Below are 23,296 nucleotides of genomic sequence, written 5' to 3'. Positions count from 1 at the left end.
CCCGATCTGTTCTTATCGCACTTCGCACTCTTGATTCGCACCCATGAAAGGTCACGTTCGCGCGATTGGCGGGCTCCCGCCCTTCAGTCCCAGACGAGCAGCAATTTGCGCCAAAAGGCGTTGGACGGCATCGGCTTCGAACCGCGCGGCAGTTTGATGGCCAGATAGATGGTCAGCCATTTGCGGTCGATCTCCCGGACGGAAACCTTCAAATCGTGCAACTCGAAAGGTTTCGAAATCCGCGTCCATCCGGAGAATGCCAGCGCGCCGACCGGCGTGTCGTTTTTCCAGCCCAGTTTTTCTTCCGGCCGGCCCAGCGCCATGGCGAATTCGAACGGCGAGGCATCCTCGTGGGCGATCTCCACCGTAGCGATGACACTGCGGGCAAAGGTCGGGAAAGTCGAATTGAGGGCGGCGACAACCGGGCCATGGATGCTCGGCCGCAAAAAGATACCGCCATTGTCCCCGGCGACCAGCAATGCCGGCAACTCGGACGGATAGTTCGTTACAAGCGCTGCGCGCTTCAGCTCCTCGCCGGTCAGCCGCCGCATGCGTTGACGTTCTTGCGGCGCGTTGAGACGCGGGTGCTTCCCGCCGGTCGAAACCACATTTCGGACCTGAATGCTTGAAAAGCCCCCGAGCACCCGAGCGTCCGGCCGATTGCCGCCGCATCTGACGGCGAGCAGCAGGTCGCGTCTGCCGGGAGCAGGCGAGTGGACGCCCGTTGCGATCTCGCGTGGTTCATGCGGGCGGCTGACATCGGCCCAACCGTTCCCGTCGCCATCCTCGAGGAGCCGGGCGAGCTGGTCAAAGGTCTGGTTTTCCGCGTCCACGATCGCGATCTGGAACTGCGCCGGTGCGGTCAGTGCCTCATCGAGATAGACCCAGCAGCTGGCGCTGATCGTCCCCGCCGGACAGACGCCCTTCAGCAGCGCCATTGAGACGGTGCCGGCGGTGGCCTGCACAAACAGCTGGTCCGGCGACTGCTCGACATAGCTCAAGAGATCCGCATCGGCAGCCGGATGCGAGCCAACATAGGCGCGGCGCAGGGCTTCGACCGGGAGGTAGCGCTCGCTGTAGAGCGAGGAATGGAGTTCCGGCACTGTTTCTTCAGCGGCGGCGTTGAGCAGTTCGACGACGCCCAGCGTGAAGTCGGACCGTCCGGCGTGAGCGAGCAGCGAAATGGCCGTATCGGCCCTGCCTTCTCGCGCCGCAATCTCGGCCAGCAACTGCACTGCGTCCGCGGAGTTGGGGGAGGCTGCGCTCAGCCGCAGATACCGTTCGTCCTTGACGCGCAGTTCAAGATTCCAGAGGTTGAGGTCCTTCTCATGATCGGCAGTGTTCGAGCTGATGCCGAGCTGTACGAACATGTCGGTGTGCGCGAACTTGTGCTTTCGAAACACATCGATGATAGGACGGCGATTCCTCAGCCACTCGGCATTGCGGTTCATGCCGGCCGGCGAAGACCGGTACCAGTACAGCGGCTCCGGCACGGTGACGATTTCCAGACCCGCGAGATCGGCGCGCAGGAAGAATTCCCAATCGCTCGCCGAAAAGCCGCGCTCCTCGTTGAGGTAGCCAACCTTGTCGAACACCTCGCGCCGGAACATCGCGTTGGCGTCGCCATACGGATTGGTAATCAGCGCGATGTCCGGCGGACCGCCGACCGGAAAGTAGAGCATATAGCCGCTCTTGGTGTCCGGCGGCACGAAAGGCTCGTTGAGCCATTTGGCGAAAGTCGTGCAGATATCGGCGCCGGACTTTTGCATGCCGGCCACAAACGTGCTGACCGCGTTGGGGAAGAGAGCGTTGTCGTCGTCCAGGAACAGGATAAAGGACCCCTTGGCGGCGCGAATACCGGTGTTGCGCGCTTTGCCGAGGAAGCCGTTCTTCTGCCGGATGATCCGCCAGCCGCGCTGCTCGAACTCGGGCTCGATGTCATTGAGCAGCCGAATTGCATCCGGATCCGTGCTGCCGTCATCGACGACGATCAGTTCGATATTGGGATAGTCCTGGCGCCGGACCGAGGCAATCGCCTGCGGCAACAGCCGCGCCCGATTGTAGTGCGCCGTGATGATGGATACCAGCGGCGGTCGGCTGCGGTTCCGGCTTGGGCCGTCGGCTCTGGCCGGATGTCGGCACAATTTGACGTGCAGTTTGCTCCAGGCCTTCTCGCGCGCTTCCCGGTCAAGCAACGGTTTTGCCGGACCGAACGAGCGGCTCTCGAGCACGGATTGGATCTTGGCCGCGATCGCGGAGGGGGATGCCTCCACCATGACCGCCTCGGCGGACTCCGGCTGAAGCAGCCCGCGCATGCTGCCGACGTCCGTCGTGACGAACGGGATCTTCTCGTCAAGGCAAGTCACCACATCCAGCGGGAGCTGCGCGGCCGAGTGCGTGATTGCCACCAGCGCATGGCTTTGCCGCAGGTAACGAAAGATCTCGGGCTCGTCCCGGATGGGCAGCAGTTTCAGCTTGAAGGGCCAATGCCGGGCGCGCCGCAGGATCATGCCGCCCGAATGCTCGCCGAGCACATGACCAAATGCGCCGACGATGGTCACGGCCAGGTCCGTCACGCCATTCTCGGCCAGGCGATCCAGTGCGTCGCAAAACAGCGTCAGTCCGCTTCGCGTCTTGGTGCCCGAGAAATGAACCACCTCGGCGGCCGGTTTTTCCCGGGGCCGGTAGTGATCGACGGCGAAGTTCGAACGCCACTCCTCGGGCTCCAACGGCGTCGCGATGTGCTGGCTGGCCGGCAGTCTCCACCCCGCCTTGTTCATCCAGTCGAGCAGGGACTGGCCTGTGACGACGAGATGGTCGCAGGTTTCGGCGGAGGTCCTCTCCATATGGGCGACGGTCATCTGCTCCTTGCGTTCGATCGCCCTGGCGTTAGCCTCCAGATCCCACATGAGCGGCCCATGCGCGAGCACCACGAGGATGGGAGGGTCGGCAAAGACACCCGTGCGCTTGGCGACGGTGGGGAAATGCGCCAGCCCGCCTTCAAGCGCGAAATAGACGACATCGAAGGGGTTCTGTTTGAGGTAGTGGTAGACGGCTACGGAATTCTTGTCGCTGGACTCCAGGCCACGCAGCAATTCGGGTGACCGCGGCAGCAGCTCGAGGCGCACCAGGAAATTATCGAAGCTCCATTTGGCGAGCCTGTCGATCTCCTGCTCGTCGGGCTGGCTGCCGAGCGGGCTCGGCACCCATAGCAGCGTGACCGTGTCGCCGATTTTCGCCAGGTGCTGCGCCAGCGCATACGTCGCCGACCCTGGATCAGCGGTAACCGTAGAGCCGAACTCGACTTCGGAAACGACACACACCCTGCGGGGTTTGTGGCTTGACTGCCGCTTAGGCGTAGAGATTGCGCCCGTCTTCGAACCAACCTTCAATCGGTCCCCCTCGATCCTCAGCCGCAGCAGTCTTGCCAACAGGTGGATAACACTTTGATAATCGTCTGACCGGGATAATCATCGCAAGCCTGTCCAGGCTCCTCGCGCAAACCGTATTGATTGGCGTTCGCATGCTTGCCCATCGACCTCCAAAACACCTTGAGCGGCTGGACCATAGGCCGCTTGACGTGCGCAAGGACGAGATTCTGTGCTTCGTTGCACTGCGCAACGAGAGGACGTTGCTGCCGCATCTTCTCGAACATTATCGAAGGCTCGGAGTCGACCGGTTCTTCTTCCTGGACAACGGCTCGACGGACGGGACGCGAGAACTAGTCCTGGAGCAGCCGGACAGCCATTGTTTCCACACGGAGGGGTCGCATTTCGCCGAGAACATCACCCCGCCGCGATGGATCAACACATTGATGCGCGTGTTCGGTTCCGGCCACTGGTGTCTGTCCGTCGATGCCGACGAGCTTCTTGTCTATCCCGATCTCGAGCGCGTGAGCCTGCGCCGGCTTTTCAATTATCTCGAGTCGACCGGCGCCGAAGCTGTGATCGGATCCATGATCGACATGTACGCGGACGGACCGTTGGCGGAGTGCAGCTACGACGGCAGCATCCCTTTGGTGGACGCATCCTCCTATTTCGATCCGGAGCCGGGATGGCTGCGCGCGCGGGATGGACTTTATCCTCCCGAGCAAATGTTCGGCGGGGTGCGCGAGCGCGTTTTCTGGCGCGGCCGCTTCAAGCAGACCTTTCCACCGTGCCTGACCAAGGTGCCGATCGTGCGGTGGAGCAGGGACACACATTACCACGCGGCGCAGCACACCATCAGCAAGGTGCGGTTCAGCGAACTCCGCGTCGCGCTGCTGCACTTCAAATTTGTTTGGGGCTTCCAGCAGAAATCGGCATCCTCGCTAGGCGAGAATGCGCAACTGAAAGAAAAGACGCTCGAAGAGCGCGCCGCCTATATGGAGGCCTTGGAGCGCAATCCGAAACTCTCGCTTCGCAACGACCGGTCCGTGCGCTATCGCGGCGACACTGCCCAGCTCGTGGAACTCGGCTGGATGAAAACCTCGGATCGCTACGCCGAATTCGTCGCGACGGGCTGGCCGCGGTTACAGGAAACCGCGGCCAGCTGATCTGACGATCTATTGGCGAAATGCCGCCGGCAATTATCCGCCGTAGCGGCCGCCGCCATCCCCGCCATTGCCGTTCCCACCGCCCCCGGCAAACTGCGACAAGCTGTTCAAAGCAAGCGCTTTGCAGGCCGTTGGCGCATTCGGATAACGATGCAGGTAGTCCTCTAGCGCCTCGATGGTGCCGATCTTGAGGGCCTGCTCGCAGGCGAGCTCGGCTTCCTTGATTGGAGCAACTTCGATTTGCGCTTGCGCCGCATTCGAAAACGCGACGCTCAACCCGAGCAGACTGAGTCCGCCCAGAAGTAGCGACTGTATCTTACGCATTACGCCCACCCTTGCCACTACATACCCCATAGGCTGTTGATACTATTGATTTGTTAGCAATTTGTCAACCATATCGGAAGAAATCGGCTTGAGAGATGGTTAACTTTGAGCGGCTGCTTGGGCCTGTGAAGGCTATTTCTCGCCGACGGGGCTGAATCGCGTCGTGGCCGCAGAAATGCGGCGCCGAAAAACAGGCGAACCGGCAGCATGTCGAGTTCAGATTTCGAACGTCCTGCTTTAGTCGCTGAACACCGTCAGCGTCCGAAAGAAGGCGTTGCTCGGAGCACCGTTCGGTCCTTCCACGAAGCGCACCGCGAGCACGATCGAAAGCGGCATCTTGCGCCTGACATTGACCGTCGCCGCCAAGGCGTGGCGCACGAATCTGTCGCGGACCGTCATCCAGCCGGAAAAGCCGATTGTCTGCGCGCCGACATCCTGCTGCCAGTCTATAGGCCGGTCCGGGCGGGCGAGCGCCAGGCCGAACGCGATTGCCGGAGCCTCGGCATGGGCGAGTTCGATGGCGGCCTCTATTCTGCGAAAGAAGGGCGGGAATTGATGATCGATCGATGCTGCGACCGCACCCTCCGCATGCGGGCGCAGGAACACGCCGCCGCCGTCGGGCGCCACCAGCAACAACGGCAGCGCTGCAGTGCGCGGCGTAAGCAGCCTTGCGCTCCTCAGCACGTCGTAAGCGAGCGCGCCTGAAGCGCTGGCCGCCTCGGCTCTGCCTGATGCGTCTGGCTGCGGCCTGGCGAGACCGTCTCCAAGCAAGGCGGTGGCAGTATCGTGGCGGCCGACCGAAGCGGCGATGCCGACGAGCGTCTCGATCGCTGCCTCGCCGTTCGGCTCGAGGTCGCTGAGAGCCAGATATTTGCGATCGGCAGGCGTATATTTCAGGTTCTCGCGCGCGCTGTCGACTTCGGAACGCGCCGTGTTCTGCGCGATGGCCATTTGGTGGAGCAGCCGGGTGTCATCGGATCGCAGCGTCCGCAACGCCTCCAGGACAGGCAAGCGGTTGTCGTACCAATTCGACGTGCGGAACATGCCGTCCGGTTTCGACCGGTACCAGTAGAGCGGCTTTGGAATGGGCCTGAGCTTGAGCCCGGCGAGTGAGGCCCGCGCGAAGAACTCCCAGTCGTGCATGGCATAGGTGGGATCCTCAAGCCAAAATCCGATCTGCGAGAAAACCGACCGGCGCACCATCGCATTGGCGTCGCCATAGACGTTGTGGATCAGGCCCAGCGCGTCGGGGCCGCCAAGCGGCAGATACTGGATCAGGCCGTCGGCCCGGTCCTCGGGCACGAAATCCTCATAGAAGAGCAATTGGAAGGCCGTGCAGATGTCCGCGCCCGATGCCGCCATGCCACGGACGAAATGCTCGACGGCTTCCGGAAAAAGCGCATTGTCGTCGTCCACGAACAGGATCAGTTCGCCGCGCGCGGCGCGCACGCCGGCATTGCGGGCGGCGCCAAGATGCTTGTGCGGCCGGCGCAGGATCCTCCATCCGCGCTTACGGAAGCCTGGTTCCAACGTATCCAGCAATTGCCTGCCTTCTTCCAGATCGCTTCCGTCGTCGACCAGCACCAGTTCAAGATTGCCGTAGGTTTGCGCCTCGACCGCTTCGATGGCTTGTTTGAGATAGAGCGGCCGGTTGCGATGCGCCATAACCACCGAAACCAGGGGCGCCGGTTGGGGCCGCTTGCGAACGCGCTTCCGGGCAGCGGGCACATTGCGTGTATCCAGCCATGCCTTGCGGCAGGGGCCCGTCATATCGATCCGCCGTGGCCGGGGCGGCTTCTCGAGCGCCGCCAGCATGGCGGCCGCCAATTGCGCCGCGTCGGGCTCGACCAGCGGCGGCTGGCCGGCTTGAGCCTTCCAGGCTTCGGCATTCGCGCCGGCATTGGTTGCAACGAAGGGCAGCCCTGCCGCGGTGCATGCGCCAACGGCCTCGCCGGTCGATGCGGCAAGGCTGGGGACAACGGCCAAGGCGCCGCTGCGTGCGAGGTAGTCGAGCCTCTCCTCGAGGGTCGCGCGCGGCAACAGCTTGAGCCGGAACGGCCAACGTTCGGCGCGCCGCAGAAGCAGTCCGCCGCTGTGCTCGCCCATGATCTTGCCGAATGGACCGAACGCGGTGAGGGTCAGCCCTTCGGGCGCCGATTGCGCGAGGATGTCGAGCGCGTCGCAGAGCAGCGTCAGCCCGTCACGAAAGCGCGATCCGGCCAGGGCGGCAAGCTCACGCGCCTTGCTCGCGATGGGTGGCTGCGGCGCTTCGGTCCGGACGGCCCGAAGCGGTGGCGGCAGCACCGTCGCCTTGCGCACCTTCCAGCCTCTCGACAGCATCCATTGGCGCAGGGCGGCGGATGCACAGACCGTCCTGTCGGCCATCTCGGCGCAGTACTTTTCCATGTAGGCCGTGGCGATCGCCTCGGTGCTGCCCATGAATGTTTTGTCGGCTTCATGCGCCCATTCTTGCGGAGCGCGGGCAAGGAGGACGATCGGCGGCGTGGCGAAGGCATCGGTCTCAGCCGCGAGCAGGGTGAAGTAGGGCAGGCCACCCTCCAGCGGCGCGTAGACCAGATCGTAACTGCACCGCTCGAGATAATGCAGCAGCGCAGCGGAGCGGCTTTCGGGCGTCGCCAGCGAGGGAAGCAGCTGGTCGGACCGGTCGAGAACCTCCAGTTTGACCGAGGCGGCCCCGAACTCCGCCCGGCGGGCCGCGACCTCGTCCGTGGATGGCACGTCCCGGCCGGCAACCCACAGCAGCGTGACGTCGTCTCCGTCTTCGGCGAAGAGCCTGGCAAGTTCGCCGGGCGCCGAGGCATCGTCTTTATCGGCGTCGCGCCGGATCGCAGGCGTGACCACGCAGATGCGGCGACGACCGCCTTCCGGCTTCGGCTTGCTTCCAGCGGTCATTGAACGTTCCTCTGACCCAAATCGACCGGCAAGGCTTCCACGCTTCTCTGGTCTTTGACCATGCCGGATTTACTTTTCAGTGATCATCCTTCTGCGCCGTTGATAAACCAATGCAATCAAGCGGCCCCTAAAAAGACTGTGCAATCAAGCGATTGTTACAAGTTTATCGACACGGCATAACCAATCTTTACGCGTCCCGGCTAACCGTTCACGGCATAGCAGGAGGCGCGAATGAAAACGATATTGAAGTTTCTCGCTGCGCTCGCCTTGACGGGCGCGATGATCTCGACGAGCTCGGCAGACCAATTGCTGCGTCCGCGCATGAATCTCGGCAAGGGCTACGTCAAGACGATCAGCGGCGACCGCGGCGGCTATGTAATCGACTATGCCATCGGCATGCTGAAGATGCGCCGCAGCGGCGGTTTCGTGCGCTTCAACGGTGCGTGCGATTCGGCCTGCACGCTTTACCTGGCGATGCCCAAGAGCAAGGTCTGCGTCACGCGCAACGCATCGTTCGGCTTCCACCTGCCGTATGGCGCCGGGGTGCGCGGCAACCAGGTCGCGGCCGACTTCATGATGAAGAACTACCCTGGCTGGGTTCGCGGCTGGATCGCCAAGCGCGGCGGCCTGAAGAACTCCGTCACCACCATGACCTATGCGGATGCGAGCCGGTTCCTGCCGACTTGTCCCGCCGAACAGCGTTCGACCATTGCGAGCCTCAGCCCAACGCGCCTGCGCGGCGGTTGAACCCCGCAGCAAGTGCTGGGACACCGACGACGGCGGGTGCTTCAGGGCGCCTGCCGTTGCCGTTTCAAGCGGCCGCTCACATTTGAACGGAGAGGTCGTTTGTGTATGTTCGGGCAAACTCCAACGGGTGTGGCGTGAATGCAGTCTTGTCAGAAGTTCGTGCTGATCGCTTCGCCACGAACCGGTTCTCAAGCGCTCAATCGCCATCTCAACCAGTATGACGGAATGGTGCTGCACGGCGAAATCTTCAATCCGAGCTTCGTCGGCTTGCGCCATGACTATCACGAGAAAATCGATCTGCCGCGCGATCGGGTCGATTTGCGAGATGTCGAGCCGGAGCAGTTCATCGCGCGCATCTTCGACGATCAGTCGGCTCGCTTCATCGGTTTTCATATATTTCCCGACCAGACGCGCGCGGCCATACTCCCCGTGCTGGAAGATGAAAGCGTCAAGAAGCTCTGGCTTGTCAGGAATCCGATCGCGTCCTTCGTCTCGTTGCTCGAAGCGGAAGCATCCGGAGTATGGACAGTCCATGCCACCGACCGGTTCGCAGCCGACAGCCCCAGAAAGAAGGTGCATTTCGACATAGAACGTTTCAACGCGTTTCTGCGCGAGCTGAATCTGTTTCGCGCAAAGATCAGATCGGTGCTGTTCGAGACCCGACAGCCGTATTTCCCGATCCACTATAGCGACATCGGCGATCCACTGGTTGGCAATGCAATCATTGCCTATCTCGGCGGTTCCCAGCGACTGGACCACTTCGAGACCGAGATCCTGAAGCCGCCGCAGCGGCCTTTCGTCGACCGCATCGAGAATTACTGGGAATTCGTGACCTATTTCAGGGCAGTCTCGACGGACGATCTGTACGCGTTCGGCTGACGTCGGAAGATGGGCCAGCCCATGAATGCGCTATGACTGCTGCGGCGCATAAGCGAGCTGGTCGCTGCCGCCGCGAACGACGCGGGGCCTGCACGGCCACAAGCCTGGAGATCGACGCGGCCTGCACCGACTACCAGGGTCAGCCTCGCTTCGACATCAGGGCAGGGCATCGGCGGCAGCGCTTCGCTTTACAGCTTGCCCTCCGGCCGCCATTCCCGCCGGTACCAGTCGACGAATTTCGCCAGTCCTTCCTCGATCGGCACTTTCGGCTTGAAGCCGATGTCGCGCTCTAGCGCGCTGGTGTCGGCAAAGGTCTTCTCGACATCGCCAGGCTGCATGGGAAGATCCTCACGGATGGCCTTCACGCCGAGCAGCCCTTCCAGCGTCTCAATGAAGCGGCCGAGATGCACCGGCTGGCTGTTGCCGATGTTGTAGATGCGGTGGCGCTCGCCGCCGGCCGCCGGCGGCTTGTCGAGAACCGCAATCACGCCCTCGACAACGTCGTCGACATAGGTGAAATCGCGCCACATCTCGCCATGGTTGAAGACGCGGATCGGCTTGCCGGAGAGCATCGCCTCGGTGAAGATCCAGGCCGCCATGTCCGGTCGTCCCCAGGGGCCGTAGACGGTGAAGAAGCGCAGGCCGGTCTGCGGCAGCCCGAAGAGATGCGAATAAGTCGAACTGATCAGCTCATCCGCCTTCTTGGTCGCCGCGTAGATCGACACCGGATTGTCGACGCGGTCGGTTTCCACGAACGGCACCTTGGTGTTGCCGCCATAGACCGAGCTCGACGAGGCATAGACCAGATGCTTGATCTCGGGCGATGCACGGCAGAGCTCCAGCACCTCCAGGTGGCCGGCGATGTTGGCGTGGATATAGGCGCGCGGATTTTCGAGCGAATAGCGCACGCCCGCCTGGGCGCCGAGATGCACGATGCCGCTAAGCAGCGTTCCCTCGAGGTTCGCCGCCAGCGCGCCCGGCTCGGCTATGTCGAGTTGGCGGAACGAAAATCCGTGCCGGCCGGAAAGCCTGGCGAGCCGTGCCGCCTTCAATGCCGGGTCGTAGTAGGCGTTCATGCTGTCGACGCCGACAACGGCGTCGCCGCGGGCGAGCAGGCGCTCGCAGATATGGCTGCCGATGAAGCCGGCGGCTCCGGTCACAAGGATGGTCATGCGCGGACCTCGGATGAGGGTAGGGGCGGGATCATTTCCGTCTCGGGGCTTTCTTGGCTTGCGCCGGCGGGTTCGGCCAACGCCAGCCATCGCCTTCGCCAGGCGCGGGCTGCGGGCGCGCCACATAGGCGAGCGAAACATTGGCCTCGAGATAGACGCGCGACAGCATCTCGGCGAGCACGCCCGACGTTACCATCTGTAGGCCGGCGATGACCAGGAAGAAGCCGGTGAACAGCATCGGGCGCGTTCCAATGTCCTGTCCGAAAAACACCTTCAAGCTGAACAGGTAGGCAAGGATCAGCGAGCCGAGCACGCCGAACACGATGCCGATGCCGCCGAAGAAATGGCCGGGCCTGGTCCGGTAGCGCATGAAGAAGAACATGAAGACCAGGTCGAGCACCACGCGGAAGGTGCGCGAGATGCCGTATTTCGACTGGCCGTGGATGCGGGCGTGATGCGTCACCACCTCCTGGGCGATGCGGCGCGGCGTCGTCACCGTCGCCAGCCAGGCCGGGATGAAGCGGTGCATTTCGCCATAGAGCCTGACGCTGCGGATGACGCTGCCGCGGAACACTTTGAGGCTGCAGCCATAGTCCTTCAGCCGAACCCCGGTGACGCGCGCGATCAGCGAGTTGGCGATGCGTGACGGCAGCCGGCGCATCCAGAAACCCTCCTGGCGGTTCTTGCGCCAGCCGGCGACGAGGTCGAGATCCTCGGTCAGCAGTCGATGGACCATGCGCGGTATGTCGAACGGATCGTTCTGCAGGTCGCCGTCGAGCGTCGCGATGACATCGCCGCGGGCAGCGTCGAGGCCTGCCTGCATGGCCGCCGTCTGCTTGAAGTTGCGCACCAGCTCCACAGCGTGCACATGCGCACCGTATTCGGCCGCCAGGCGGCGAATTTCATTCGGCGTGGCGTCGGTGCTGCCGTCGTCCACCAGCACCACTTCCCAGGGCTGGCTGTAATTCTCCATCGCCTGGTGGATACGCACGATCAGCGGCTCGACGTTGTCGGCCTCGTTATACATCGGGATGACGATGGAAAGCTGGTGCTCGGGCATGACGGCACCGGCAGGCAGCCCCGACTGAGGAATGGGAAGCATGTCCATGGCGGTCATTTCCTTGCGGGTCCCGTAGCCGGCGTCTCCGGCAGCGTCGATTTCGAGGGAAACAGCCAGGCGATCGCACCGGTGGCAACGGCCGAGCAGAGGATGAACAGATGCAGCGCCAGCGCCGCCTGCAGCCCGTCCTTCATGGCGATGCCGGAATAAAGCAGCGCCGCTGCCGCGCCCGCCTCATAGGTACCGAAACCGGCGACACCCTGCACCGGCAGGATGGCGGCGGCCTCGGCGCCGACGGCGCCGGGAAAGGCAGTCTGGAAGGAGGTGCCGAGCAGCATGGCGAGCAGCCATCCCTGCACGGCAAGCTTCAGCGTCCAGTTGGCGACCGTCCACCACCAGCCGTAGCGAGAGCGCCCCGTGGCCTCGGTGAAGATATCGCGCAGCTTGCCGAGCTTCGACACGATGCTGCCGCGCCCGGCCCAGTCATGCGGCGCGCGCGCCCAGCGCGGCAGATACCAGGCGGAGGCAATCAGCGCTGCTATTCCCGCGGCCCTGAGCGCCGGCTGAAGACCGGGCCACACCAGGCACGCGAGCACGCCGACGACGAAGGCGTCCTGCAGCCTGAACCACAGGAGCGAAGCACCGGCGCGCACGATCGAGATGCCGAACACCTGCCGCAACAGCAGCGGGAAGGCGGTCTCGCCGCCGCGGAACGGCACCACGTTGATCATGGCGTTGTGAATCAGGATGACGCGCAGGCAGGCGCCGAAGCGGCCGTTCACCTCGTCGCGGAACTCGTCGCAGACCCGCAGCGCGCGCAGCACATAAGTGACGAACAGCGCCAGCGTCACCGCAGCGAAGGCGCCGGGCGTGATGCTGGCGAAGGCGTCGCCCATCATCTTCCAGCGCGAGTCTGCCGCAAGCCAGGCCAGCAGCGCCAGTGTGACGATTATCGAGAATGCTTTTTTCAACCAGTTCTCCGAATGGCGCCGACCGCCGCATTCCGGGTAATTGCTTCGATTTCGAAATCGGGCGCACGGCCGGGGACGGCTCCAGGCCGCCGGCTCCCTTGCCGGCTTCCAATGGCCTGGCGAGGCGCCAAGATTCCGAGCACTTCCGTGGTCGCCGGCCCGTTCAACGTTTCTGCTCCATCATAAGCGGCCGATCCTATAAACCAGCGGCTTGCCCATCCACAAGCTTTGGCGCGGCCGCAATCACCGTTCGCGGGCGATCCTGGCTCGCTGCGACGGGAAGGTTGACACCATTCCTCGAGCGGCAGTTAATATCACGTGGGGGCGGTAGCTGCGCATTGGGATCGAATACCCAATCTGGGTAGTGACGCCAGATCGAAAGGCGTCGTCGAAATGTTATCGCTCATCATTCCTGCAGTTCGAAAAATATTGCCGTCCAGACCAGCGCGGAGCGTGAGGTGCCGTCGTTCTGCGCGGCGCGCGGACCTGATGCTTCTGCTCTTCTGCGGTGGAGTGGCGCTGTCCGGCGTTGCTCACGCAGCCGGCGCTGGGTCTCCGGCAGCGGCACAAGCAGGCACCACGCCGACGGCATTTGAGTTGCAGTTGTTCTATGCCGACCGCACCTGGAACTGGGAGGACGGAGCCGCCTATTTCGCCCAGGACAGGCGCATGCGTGCCTGGACGTCCAAGCCTGGTTCAACGTCCTTCGCCGAAGGTACATGGCATCTCAGCAATGATGGCAAGATGTGCATGGAGCTCGTCTGGCGGTCCACGGCCTATACGGCACAGCCCATCCGCACCTGTTTCAGCCATCGCGTCCTGAACGGGACCGTCCAGCAACGGAGGGATCCGGATGGCCGGTGGTACAGCTTCAGGCACGCTTCGGACAATTCGGCCGACGAGTTCAAGAAAATTCAGGCGGGCGATACCAGGAGCGTCGATTTCGAAAAGGCCCGCAAGTTGGTCGATCCCAAGAGTTAGTCGCTGCTGGCGCACGTCCAGAAAAATGCCTAGAGCGGCTGGCCGTTTCACGGAAACGCCGACCCGCTCTATCTCTTTGCTCACGCAATTTCCGGACGGAAAACCGCTGCACACGTCCTGGAATTGCTCTAGCAGTTTCCGCTCGGAATTGTCCCGGCGTATCAAATCTAAGAGGCTCGCTGAGACAAGCCGTCAACCCAGCTCAGCGAGCCCACGCCCCGACACAGTACTCACAGGGACGACTGCCAGCCGTGCAGGCTGGCGTTTTTCCGCGGCGTTCATGCCGCGCGGCGGGGGGGGGGGGGGGCGGCGCCCCCCCCCACTTCCAATCTCTTGCCTGGGCGCAATTCCGGACGGAAAGGCGCTCCGCAATTGTTCCGAGTTCACGCCGGATCCTCCGCGCTCTGCCGCGCGAGATAACGCTGGTCGATGTCTGGCAGCGGCTCGCCTTCCAGCGTTGCCTCGAAGGCGCGCAGGCGCTTGTGCACTGACTGCAGCTCGACGATGGTCGACCAGGAATTCAACAGGAACTGCAGCGAATTCGTCACCTTGCCGAAGGCGTTCGAAATCTGGTTCAGCGCACCGAAGGTGATCTTGTGCGCAACCAGCGAGGGCCCGAGGATCAGCAGCGAGAAGATGTTGTCGGCCTGCAGGTAGGTGTACCGGACGACGTTGAAATAGATGTAGTGGAAATAGAGCCTGAAGTAGTTGCGGCGCACATTGTCGAACAGTTCCGTCGTCGTCGCCGGCTGCGCCCGGTCGGGATGGTCTTCGCCGTAGACGAGTTCCTTGCGATAGGCGGCCTCGACGCGCTGGTTGCGGAACTGGAGGCCCGGCAGCTTGATGCCGGCGAGCATCACCGAGGCCGTGCCGAATATGCACCACCCCAGCGCGGCAACGACCAGGGGCTGCGGCACCGCGCCCAGGATCGGCAACTCGGTGATGTGCGCTTGCAGCTGGATCATCACCGGCAGGAAGGCGATGAGGGTCATGATCGACTGGACGAAGCTCGAGCCCAGGTCCTCCATGATCTGCGAGAAGCGCATCGTATCTTCCTGGATGCGCTGCGAAGCGCCCTCGATGTGGCGCAGCCGGCCCCAGTTCGCCATGAAGTAGTCGTTCATCGCCGTGCGCCAGCGGAAGATCCAGTGGCTGACGATAAAGGCGTTGACCACCTGCACGTTCATGCCGACCAGCGCCAGCCAGGAGAAGTCGGCCAACCCCCTGTAGAACTCGATGTCAGTCGATGGCGTCGTTCCGGACATCAGCCCCTGGACATAATCGAAGAAAGGTCCGTACCAGTTGTTGACGGCGACGCTGACCTGCACGTTGAAATAGATGAAGAAGAGAATGACGGCGGTCATCAGGATCGACCAGTTCTGCCACGGATGCGGAGCATACCAGCTCCAGAACGCGTAGAAGATCGCCACACAGGCCACGAAGTACATGTAGAACCACAAGAACGGCTTCGACCATAGAACCGCGATGCCGATGATGGGCGGCGCACCCGCAGCCGCCGGCGGCATGCCGAGGATGGCGCCCAGCTGTTCGCCGCCGAAGAACCAGAACAGGATCGCCGCAAGGCTCCAGAGGGCGGCCGAGGTGAAGAAAAGCTTCGGCTGCGGGAAGAAGGATACGAACACTGTGGCGGGTTTCCTCGGTCTGACCGCAAATCAGCGGCGTTGCTGTTCGGCGGGCATAAGGTCACACATTACTGGGAAAGAAAATGCCCGGCCCGGCGCCCGGCACCGAACAAGACCACAAATCATGGCGATTTTGGTGCAGCCGACCAGGCAACGACGCCGGAGACCAGCAGAGCGGCAGCCGCCATGATCGAGGCGAGCACATAATTGCCCGAGGCCTGGGCGAGCAAGCCGGCGGCAATCGGACCGATGATCTGGCCGAGGCCGAAGGCGGCGGTCATCACCGCGAAGATGCGGCGCGGCGCCTGCGGCGCAAGCTGCCTTGCTGCCTGCAGGCCGAACGCGGTGATGGCGATGAACGTGCCGCCGAGCAATATGGCAGCCAGAAGCGGCCCGCTGAAACCTTTGACGACGACGCTGGCGATGACGCCGACCACTTCGACCAGGCAGCTCACGGCATAGGCCGTATAAAGCCCGATCCTGCCGGCGAGCTTTTGCCAGAACCAGGTCGAGGGGAAGCCGGCAAGACCGGCGATCATCCAGACCGAGGCCTCGAAGACACGTCCGCCGCCGTCCTGGCGAACGATGGCGACCAGAAAAGTGGCCGTCACCACATAGCCCAAGCCGAACAGCCCATAGGCAAGGATTATCTTCGTCAGCGATCTATCCTTCGGCAACGCCGGTTCAGGCCCATCGACGCCATTGGCGGGCGTGGCGGAGCCCGCGAGGATCGCGACGAGGAGCAGGCCGACAGCGGAAATTGCTCCCGACCATAGCCAGCCCGCGGGCCAGCCGGCATGGGCCGTGACGAGGATGGCCAGCAGCGCCGAGGACGCCGCAATGCCCAGGCCGACACCGCCGAAATGCAGCGCTTGCAGATCGCCGCGGCCTGCCTTTGCAAGATGGCTGAAGACGATCGACGACATGAAAACCATGACGAAGGCGCTGGCCAGGCCGGCGAGAAAACGAATGGCGAGGAAAGCGGCCATCGTCTCGTTCAGTCCCATCAGAGCCGCGAGCACGGCGCTCGCGGCAAGGCTTGCGAACATCAGCAGACGCTCGCGGCCATGCGCCCAGCCGCCGGCCGCGGCGAGCGCGCCAATGAGATAGCCGAGATAGTTGGCGGAAGCGATCCAGCCGGCGTCTGCCGGCGTCAGGTGCAACTCTTCCATCATGCCGGGCAGGATCGGCGTGTAGACGAAGCGGCCGATGCCCATGGCGACGGCGAGAGCCGTCATGCCGGCGAGGGCAAGGCGCAAGGGAGATGGCGAAGCGGCTTTCATTGCAGCGCAGCATAAATGTGTGCAAGTGCGAAACAATGCGATTGCGTTGGGCCAGGCCGGCTAGGCCCGCCTTCAGCGGCAAGCCGTCTCGTACACCGTGCGGCCGGCCGTGAGCCGGAACGGCATATCGCCGAGCTCGCGCTCCGACATGGAGTCCAGCACCGGATGCGACAGAGGATCGACCGTCCAGCGGGCAATCTCGCCGTCGTCCTGCCAAGCCTGTCTTGGCTCAGCGCCCGAAAGCCCCTTCAGCAAAGAGAAAATCTTCATCGACCTGCCTCCAAGCCCGGTTTGCCTCGCTAGAATCCCCTTTTCTTCGGCACGTTTCAATTGAGATTTGAGACCAGCAAGTTTAGAAAAACTGGATGACGATCCTGAACCGTGTCCACCTCAATGGCTTGCGTGCCGTCGAAACCGTTGCCCGCGTTGGATCGCTTGCCGCGGCGGCTGCCGAACTCAATGTTTCGGTCAGCGCCGTCAGCCAGCAGATCAAGCGCACGGAAAAACAGCTGGGGCAGGCGCTGTTCGAGCGGACGTCCGGCGGACTCGTGACGACGGAATTTGGCGTCGTTTTCACGGCCCGGCTGAGCGCCGGCTTCCGCGAGCTTGCGCAAGCGGTGGCGTTGGCCGACGAGGCAACGGAATGCACCCTGGTGGTGTCGGTGGCGCCCGCCTTCGCCTCGAAATGGCTGTTGCCCAGGCTGTCGCGGCATTTTGCCCGCCATCCCAACGTGCTCTTGCGCATAGACGCTTCAGGCAGGCTCGCCGATCTCGACCATTCCGATATCGACATTGCGATTCGGATGGGCGACGGCGCTTGGCCGGGAGTAAACGCGGAACTGCTTTTGGCGCAGGAAGTGTTTCCGGTCTGCGTACCAGCGATCGCGGCCAAGCTGAACTCGATCGAGGACCTGGCGCGGACCTGCGCCATCACCGACGAGCGGGCAATGATCAGCTGGGATAGCTGGTTCAAGGCGGCCGGCGTCGAGCCGGTCACTTTCCAAAAAGGCGCGCGCTTCACCGATCCGATGCTCTGCCTGGAATCTGCAATCGCCGGCCATGGCGTGATGCTCGCCTGGCAATTGCTGACCGCCGATGCGCTGGCCGATGGCCGGCTGGTCGCCCCTTTCGGCGTGCGAGCTGAAAGCGGGCTCGGCTACTGGATGGTGACCTCGGCCACCAAAAGCGAAAGCCGAAAGGTGCGCGACTTCAAGGCCTGGGTCCGCGAGGAGATCGAAGCGACCAAGGCGCAGTTCCGGGCGCTCGACAGCGCCGCCTGAGCTCGTTTGAGCATGATCTTGTCCGAACGCCGCCATGCACTTTTCGCGATCATGCCTGGAGGCCCAGTCGATCGCGGTGGAAAGGCCGGGCGCAGCGGTCTATGTAAGGATCAGACCCCACAATCACGGCAGGCAGGATCATGACCACACATTCGCGCGGCGTCTCGGCAACCATCGACCCGGTGAAGCTCGACAGGCTGGCCGAAGTCGCCGTCAAGGTCGGGCTGCAGCTGCAGCCGGGACAGGACCTGGTGCTGACGTCCTCGATCGCGGCGCTGCCGCTGACCCGGCGCATCGTCGAGCATGCCTATAAGGCCGGCGCCGGGCTGGTGACGCCGATCTTCAACGACGACGAGATCACGCTGGCGCGTTTCCGCTATGGCGCCGACGCCGGCTTCGACCGCGCCGCCGGCTGGCTTTACGAAGGCATGGCGAAAGCCTTCGCCAACAATGCGGCGCGGCTTGCGGTGCGCGGCGAGGATCCGTCTCTGCTGTCGGCGCAGGACCCGGCCAAGGTGGCGCGGGCCAACAAGGCGAATTCGATGGCGTACCAGCCGGCGCTCGAAAAGATCACCGGTTTCGACATCAACTGGAACATCGTCGCATATCCGGATGTTGCCTGGGCTCGCCAAGTGTTCCCGGGCGAGCCCGACGATGTCGCGGTGGTGAGGCTCGCCGACGCGATCTTCTCGGCCTCGCGCGTCGATGTCGAGGATCCGATCGGCAACTGGAAGGCGCACAACGCGGCCTTGGCCGAGCGCACGAAATGGCTGAACGAGCACAATTTCCACGCGCTGCATTTCACCGGACCGGGCACCGACCTCACCGTCGGCCTGGCGGAAGGTCATGAATGGATGGGCGGCGCTTCGACGGCGAAGAACGGCATCACCTGCAATCCGAACATCCCGACCGAGGAAGTCTTCACCACGCCGCATGCGAGGCGCGTCGAAGGCCATGTCTCCTCGACCAAGCCGCTCTCCTACCAGGGCACGCTGATCGACGAGATCTCGGTGCGCTTCGAGGGCGGTCGGATCGTCGAGGCCAAGGCCTCGAAGGGCGAGGACGTTCTGAAGAAGGTGCTGGACACCGACGAGGGCGCGCGCCGGCTCGGCGAAGTGGCGCTGGTGCCGCATTCCTCGCCGATCTCGAAGAGCTGCCTGCTGTTCTTCAACACGCTGTTCGACGAGAACGCCGCCTGCCACATCGCGCTCGGACAGTGCTATTCGAAGTGCTTCGTCAACGGCGGCTCGCTCAGCCAGGACGAGATTGCCGAGCGCGGCGGCAATAAGAGTTTCATCCACATCGACTGGATGATCGGCTCGGACAAGATCGACATCGACGGCGTCGGCAAGGACGGCAGCCGCGTGCCGGTGATGCGCAAGGGCGAGTGGGCCTGAGAGACCCGACGCGGAGACAGCCTTGGACGTGGCGGTAAAGCGCGTCTACGAAGCGCCGGAGAGGAGCGATGGCCAGCGTGTGCTGGTAGACCGCGTCTGGCCGCGCGGCGTCTCCAAGAAGGACGCCGCGCTGGACCTTTGGCTGAAGAAGATCGCGCCGAGCACCGAACTGCGCAAATGGTTCGGGCATGATCTCGAACGATGGCCGGAGTTCCAGAAGCGGTACTGCGCCGAGCTGGACGGCAACGAGGAGGCTGTGGCGCAGCTGCGAGAACTGCTGCGCCACGGCAAGGTGACGCTGCTCTTCGGCGCGCATGACGAGGCGCATAACAATGCGGTGGCGTTGATGGGGTATTTGCGGAGGGAGTAACCTCTCTCTCGTCGTCATCCTCGGGCTTGACCCGAGGATCCATGCCGTGACTGTCACCGAAGGACGCAACGGAGCAGAACTCTTAAACCGCCACAACGCTTTAGCGTCGCGGCATGGAATCCTAGGGTCTGCGCGCGTCGCTTCGCTCGTTGCTCGCCCTAGGATGACGAGGGATAGTGTGCCGCGCCTGCCGAATCCTACTTCACCGCCTCTTCATAAACATCCGGCTTGAAACCAACCAAGATGCGGCCACCCACCTCCAGCACGGGCCGCTTGATGATAGTGGGCTTGGCGAGCATCAGCTTCTTCGCTTTCTTCTCGTCGAGCGCTTCCTTATCCTTCTCCGGCAGTTCGCGAAAAGTCGTGCTGCCCTTGTTGAGCAGTCTCTCCCAGCCGACCTTATCGACCCAGCCATTCAGCCTTTCCGCCTCGATCCCTTCGGCGCGATAGTCATGGAAGCGGTAGGGAAGGTCGCGGCTCTCCAGCCAGACGCGCGCCTTCTTGATCGTGTCGCAGGTGGTGATGCCGTACATGGTGATCGTCAATTCGGACCTCGGGCGGATGGATTGCGAATCTGGCCGAATCCTAGGCTTGCCTTGCCCGCTTTGCCAGCGTGACTACGTGAAGACGATTTGGCGCTCTCCATGGCGGCCGGAATATCATCTTGGCCGCCATGTCTGATTTTCAGATCCTGCAACGAAGATTCGGAATGCCAGACGCCGATCGGCTTCAATAGTAGAAGCGCTCTTCGCTGATCTTGCCGTTCTTGACCGTATAGAGGCCAACCTCATCCATTTTGACGCGTTCGCCGGTAGATTTGGGCGTCACGTCAAAGGTGAAGCGCAAGGCGAACTGGTCGCCATTGACGTAGGGGCCCTCGATCGAGCCGCCGTGAACCTCATGGTTCGCTTCCCACCATTCGCCCTTCTGCTTTACGGCGTCCCTGCCGCTGCAAACGGCCATGGGCCCTTCCATCGCCTCGTAGCTGACGATGTTATCGGCATTGTATTTCGCGGCAGCGCCGCGGTTGTCGCCCTGCTTGAGGAGTTCGGTGAAATGCTTGGCGACTTCGGCAGTGGTCATGATTTCCTCCCGGTTTGGACAGACCCGAGATAGGGAGCTCCCTCGTGACCTGCCATCGCCGAAGCGTCGGTAGCTGACAAATCGTGTCAGGATCGAATGCCGGTCTGCTAACAGCAGCCGCGCTGGATCGCCAGCCGGCGCACCAGCGCCAGCACGGTGTCGATGGCGGGCGTCGGCTGGCCGGTCAGGCGGCCAAGCTCCTGCACTGCCGTTACCAGCGCGTCGACCTCCATCGGGCGGCCGCGTTCGAGGTCCTGCAACATCGAGGTCTTGTGCCCGCCGACGTCGCCGGCCCCCTTGATGCGCCGGTCGACGGGGATCAGGAAGCGCACGCCGAGGCGCTCGCCAATCGCCTGCGCCTCCAGCATCATGGCGCGGGCGACGGCCCGCGTGCCTTCATCGGCGACGATCGCCGCAAGCGTGCTGCCGGTCAGCGCCGAGATCGGGTTGAACGAAAGATTGCCCCAAAGCTTCACCCAGATTTCCGAACGTATGTCCTCGCGGACCGGCGCCTGCAGCCCGGCCTTGACCATCTCGCGCGCCAGCACACTCGCCCGCTCGCTCTTTTCGCCCGAAGGCTCGCCGAGCGAAAAGCGCGTGCCCTCGACATGGCGGATCCGCCCGGGCGCATCGACCTCGACGGCCGGATAGACGACGGAGCCGATGATGCGCTCAGGCCCGATGGTCTCCCAGATCTTTCCGCCGGAATCGACCGCATCAAGCCGCGTGCCTTCGAGCGCGCCGCCGGCCTTGTAGAAGTACCACCAGGGCACGCCGTTCTGCATGGTGACGACGGCTGTCCCCTCGCCCAGCAGCGGTGCAATCTCGCCCAGCGCCGGCGCCAGAGAATGCGCTTTCAGCGCCAGCACCACGTAATCCTGAATACCGAGTTCTTCGGCCGTGGCCGCTGCTCTCACCCGGGCGATCGTCTCCTTGCCGTCCTCGATCAGGCGTAGGCCATCGGCCTGGATCGCTTCGAGATGCGCGCCGCGCGCGACGATCGACAGATCGACGCGGCCGGCAATCGCCAGCTTGGCGGCGAGATAGCCGCCGATGGCGCCGGCGCCGAAGACTGTAATGCGCATCAGCTCAAACCGAGTTTTGCCGCGAGGCCTATGCGCTGCAATTTGCCGGTGGCGCCCTTCGGGATCTCGTCCAGGATCACCACCTTGCGCGGCACCTTGAAATCGGCGAGCCGAGTCGCGGCAAAGCCGCGAATGTCGGCCTCGCTGGCGCTCTGGCCTTCCCGCAGCACGACAGCGGCAGCCACTTCCTCGCCGAGCTTGTCATGCGGCATGGCGAAGGTGACGACCTGCGCCACCGCCGGATGATCCATCAGCACGCCATCGACCTCGAGCGGAGAGATCTTTTCGCCGCCGCGATTGATGATCTCCTTCAGCCGGCCGGTAACGCGCAGATAATTGTCCTCGTCCAGCACGCCCTGGTCGCCGGTGTGGAACCAGCCATGCGCGAAGGCGCTGGCGTTGGCGTCCGGATTCTTCTCGTAGCCGGCGGTGACGTTCGGGCCGCGAATGACGATCTCGCCGATCTCGCCGGGCTCGAGCAGCCTTCCATCCGGCCCCATGACGGCCACTTCCGGTCCGGCCGAGGCGCCGACGCTGCCCGGCTTGCGCAGTCCGGGTGGCAGCCGGTTGGACGCCATCTGGTGCGCAGCCTCGGTCATGCCGTAGGCCTCGATCACCGGACAGCCGAAAGTCGCCTCCAGCTCTGCCATGACCTGCGCCGGGAGTGAGGCCGACGACGAGCGGATGAAACGCAGCTTCGCTTCGGCCAGTTGCCCGGGATTGCGCGCGGCGCGCGGCAGGATCGCCTGGTGCATCGTCGGCACCGCCGTATACCAGGTTGGCTTCGCTTCGGAGAGCCATTGGAAAAAGCGCAGCGCGTTGAAGCCCGGCGTGCAGAAGACGCTGGCGCCGGCGGCGAGCGAGGACAGCACCGCCGCGATCAGCCCGTGGATGTGAAACAGCGGCATGATGTTGAGGCAGCGGTCGGCCGAGCCCAGGCCCAGCGTGGCGCCGATATGCGCGGCCGAGGCGGCGAGGTTGGCGTGGCTGAGCGGCACCAGCTTCGGCCGCGATGTAGTGCCGGAGGTATGCAGAAGGAGAGCGGTGTCGCTGTCTTCGGCCAAGCCGGAGGCAACCGGCGGCCCGACCGGGCCGCCCTCGATGGTGAAGATGCCGGCCGGCGCGCCTTCAGGCACCGCCAGCCGCAGCACCGCAATGCCGAGGCGTTCGGCAACTTCGACCGAGGGTCCTTGCTCGTCCTTGCCGACAAGGATCGCCTTGACGCCGATGTCCCTCAGATAGAAATCGAGCTCGTCGGCCCGGTAGGCTGGATTGAGCGGCGCTGTGGACGCGGCTGCGGCGACCGCGATGAAGGCCGTTGCCATCTCCGGGCCGTTCGGCAGCACGATGGCAACGCGGTCGCCACGGCCGATGCCGAGCGTGTTGAGCCGGCTCACGGTCTCTTGGATCAGACGGCGCAGCCCCCCATGCGAGAGGACTGTCCGGTCGGGCGCGGCGATGGCTGGCGCATCTTCGGCGCCGGGCGCGAGGCGATGAGCAAGATCAAAGGGTTTTTCGCTTGTTGTCATGGTTCCAGACTATGTTTCGAACGATCGGCCGATGTCCAGCAAAGG

General features: G+C 63.5%; 20 protein-coding genes. 7 read left to right on the top strand and 13 right to left on the bottom strand.

Annotated elements, in window-relative coordinates; translation table 11 throughout:
- Nucleotides 1-83: 83 nt before the first annotated feature.
- Complete coding sequence (locus P9230_RS12905; protein WP_067330312.1) at nucleotides 84-3,323, bottom strand: DUF6212 domain-containing protein; 3,240 nt, start codon at nucleotides 3,321-3,323, stop codon at nucleotides 84-86.
- A gap of 257 nt (nucleotides 3,324-3,580) precedes the next feature.
- Here P9230_RS12905 and P9230_RS12900 point away from each other — a divergent pair, with 257 nt between their 5' ends.
- A complete protein-coding gene (locus P9230_RS12900; protein ID WP_164749222.1) occupies nucleotides 3,581-4,534 on the top strand; it encodes a glycosyltransferase family 2 protein in 954 nt (317 codons plus the stop codon).
- 33 nt (nucleotides 4,535-4,567) lie between these two features.
- Here the strand turns inward: P9230_RS12900 and P9230_RS12895 are convergent, their stop codons facing one another.
- Nucleotides 4,568-4,858, bottom strand: a complete 291-nt coding sequence (locus P9230_RS12895; RefSeq protein WP_127215833.1) for a hypothetical protein — start codon at nucleotides 4,856-4,858, stop codon at nucleotides 4,568-4,570.
- 237 nt (nucleotides 4,859-5,095) lie between these two features.
- The gene (locus tag P9230_RS12890; RefSeq protein WP_278119329.1) at nucleotides 5,096-7,771 is read right to left on the bottom strand and encodes a DUF6212 domain-containing protein; all 2,676 of its coding nucleotides are present in this window, start codon (nucleotides 7,769-7,771) and stop codon (nucleotides 5,096-5,098) included.
- Nucleotides 7,772-8,002: 231 nt separating this feature from the next.
- On the opposite strand from P9230_RS12890, the gene P9230_RS12885 reads away from it, so the two are divergent.
- Nucleotides 8,003-8,518: a hypothetical protein gene (locus P9230_RS12885; RefSeq protein WP_278119327.1), complete on the top strand. Its 516-nt coding sequence runs from the start codon at nucleotides 8,003-8,005 to the stop codon at nucleotides 8,516-8,518.
- 138 nt (nucleotides 8,519-8,656) lie between these two features.
- Nucleotides 8,657-9,397, top strand: a complete 741-nt coding sequence (locus P9230_RS12880; RefSeq protein WP_127335067.1) for a sulfotransferase domain-containing protein — start codon at nucleotides 8,657-8,659, stop codon at nucleotides 9,395-9,397.
- Nucleotides 9,398-9,585: 188 nt separating this feature from the next.
- On the opposite strand, the gene P9230_RS12875 is transcribed toward P9230_RS12880, so the two are convergent.
- The 3 genes from P9230_RS12875 to P9230_RS12865 are packed head-to-tail and all read right to left on the bottom strand — an operon-like array spanning nucleotide 9,586 to nucleotide 12,600.
- Nucleotides 9,586-10,569, bottom strand: coding sequence for an NAD-dependent epimerase/dehydratase family protein (locus P9230_RS12875; protein WP_278119325.1), 984 nt, complete (start codon nucleotides 10,567-10,569; stop codon nucleotides 9,586-9,588).
- 31 nt (nucleotides 10,570-10,600) lie between these two features.
- Nucleotides 10,601-11,677 carry a glycosyltransferase family 2 protein gene (locus P9230_RS12870; RefSeq protein ID WP_278119323.1) on the bottom strand — a complete coding sequence of 359 codons (1,077 nt, stop codon included), beginning with the start codon at nucleotides 11,675-11,677 and terminating at the stop codon, nucleotides 10,601-10,603.
- Between the two features lie 5 nt (nucleotides 11,678-11,682).
- Nucleotides 11,683-12,600 carry a lysylphosphatidylglycerol synthase domain-containing protein gene (locus P9230_RS12865; RefSeq protein WP_278119321.1) on the bottom strand — a complete coding sequence of 306 codons (918 nt, stop codon included), beginning with the start codon at nucleotides 12,598-12,600 and terminating at the stop codon, nucleotides 11,683-11,685.
- A gap of 489 nt (nucleotides 12,601-13,089) precedes the next feature.
- On the opposite strand from P9230_RS12865, the gene P9230_RS12860 reads away from it, so the two are divergent.
- Entirely contained in the window at nucleotides 13,090-13,581 is a 492-nt protein-coding gene (locus P9230_RS12860) for a DUF995 domain-containing protein (protein ID WP_245495619.1), read from the top strand.
- Between the two features lie 383 nt (nucleotides 13,582-13,964).
- Here P9230_RS12860 and sbmA read toward each other — a convergent pair whose 3' ends face one another.
- The 3 genes from sbmA to P9230_RS12845 form a co-directional block, all read right to left on the bottom strand.
- Nucleotides 13,965-15,224 carry a peptide antibiotic transporter SbmA gene (gene sbmA, locus P9230_RS12855; RefSeq protein ID WP_066999060.1) on the bottom strand — a complete coding sequence of 420 codons (1,260 nt, stop codon included), beginning with the start codon at nucleotides 15,222-15,224 and terminating at the stop codon, nucleotides 13,965-13,967.
- 122 nt (nucleotides 15,225-15,346) lie between these two features.
- Nucleotides 15,347-16,507 (bottom strand): YbfB/YjiJ family MFS transporter, encoded by a 1,161-nt coding sequence (locus P9230_RS12850; protein ID WP_278119318.1) that lies wholly within the window; start codon nucleotides 16,505-16,507, stop codon nucleotides 15,347-15,349.
- Between the two features lie 72 nt (nucleotides 16,508-16,579).
- The gene (locus P9230_RS12845; protein WP_095800927.1) at nucleotides 16,580-16,777 is read right to left on the bottom strand and encodes a hypothetical protein; all 198 of its coding nucleotides are present in this window, start codon (nucleotides 16,775-16,777) and stop codon (nucleotides 16,580-16,582) included.
- 95 nt (nucleotides 16,778-16,872) lie between these two features.
- On the opposite strand from P9230_RS12845, the gene P9230_RS12840 reads away from it, so the two are divergent.
- The 3 genes from P9230_RS12840 (at nucleotide 16,873) to P9230_RS12830 (ending at nucleotide 19,554) form a co-directional block, all read left to right on the top strand.
- Nucleotides 16,873-17,787: a LysR substrate-binding domain-containing protein gene (locus tag P9230_RS12840; RefSeq protein WP_095823837.1), complete on the top strand. Its 915-nt coding sequence runs from the start codon at nucleotides 16,873-16,875 to the stop codon at nucleotides 17,785-17,787.
- Nucleotides 17,788-17,927: 140 nt separating this feature from the next.
- Entirely contained in the window at nucleotides 17,928-19,184 is a 1,257-nt protein-coding gene (locus P9230_RS12835; protein ID WP_127403326.1) for an aminopeptidase, read from the top strand.
- 22 nt (nucleotides 19,185-19,206) lie between these two features.
- Complete coding sequence (locus P9230_RS12830; RefSeq protein ID WP_067327797.1) at nucleotides 19,207-19,554, top strand: DUF488 domain-containing protein; 348 nt, start codon at nucleotides 19,207-19,209, stop codon at nucleotides 19,552-19,554.
- A 197-nt stretch (nucleotides 19,555-19,751) separates the two neighbouring features.
- Here the strand turns inward: P9230_RS12830 and P9230_RS12825 are convergent, their stop codons facing one another.
- The 4 genes from P9230_RS12825 to P9230_RS12810 all read right to left on the bottom strand — a co-directional run bounded on the left by P9230_RS12825 (nucleotide 19,752) and on the right by P9230_RS12810 (nucleotide 23,251).
- Nucleotides 19,752-20,099 (bottom strand): ArsC family reductase, encoded by a 348-nt coding sequence (locus P9230_RS12825; RefSeq protein ID WP_082954003.1) that lies wholly within the window; start codon nucleotides 20,097-20,099, stop codon nucleotides 19,752-19,754.
- Nucleotides 20,100-20,283: 184 nt separating this feature from the next.
- The gene (locus P9230_RS12820; protein WP_066988871.1) at nucleotides 20,284-20,637 is read right to left on the bottom strand and encodes a nuclear transport factor 2 family protein; all 354 of its coding nucleotides are present in this window, start codon (nucleotides 20,635-20,637) and stop codon (nucleotides 20,284-20,286) included.
- Nucleotides 20,638-20,744: 107 nt separating this feature from the next.
- Nucleotides 20,745-21,722, bottom strand: a complete 978-nt coding sequence (locus tag P9230_RS12815) for a 2-dehydropantoate 2-reductase (protein ID WP_095823841.1) — start codon at nucleotides 21,720-21,722, stop codon at nucleotides 20,745-20,747.
- Nucleotides 21,722-23,251 (bottom strand): acyl--CoA ligase, encoded by a 1,530-nt coding sequence (locus tag P9230_RS12810; RefSeq protein ID WP_278119315.1) that lies wholly within the window; start codon nucleotides 23,249-23,251, stop codon nucleotides 21,722-21,724. The genes P9230_RS12815 and P9230_RS12810 overlap by 1 nt, the downstream gene beginning before the upstream one ends.
- Nucleotides 23,252-23,296: the final 45 nt, after the last annotated feature.

This window comes from Mesorhizobium sp. WSM4887 (assembly GCF_029625865.1).
Taxonomy (GTDB): Bacteria; Pseudomonadota; Alphaproteobacteria; order Rhizobiales; family Rhizobiaceae; genus Mesorhizobium.
This window is presented reverse-complemented; position numbering and strand designations above follow the sequence as displayed.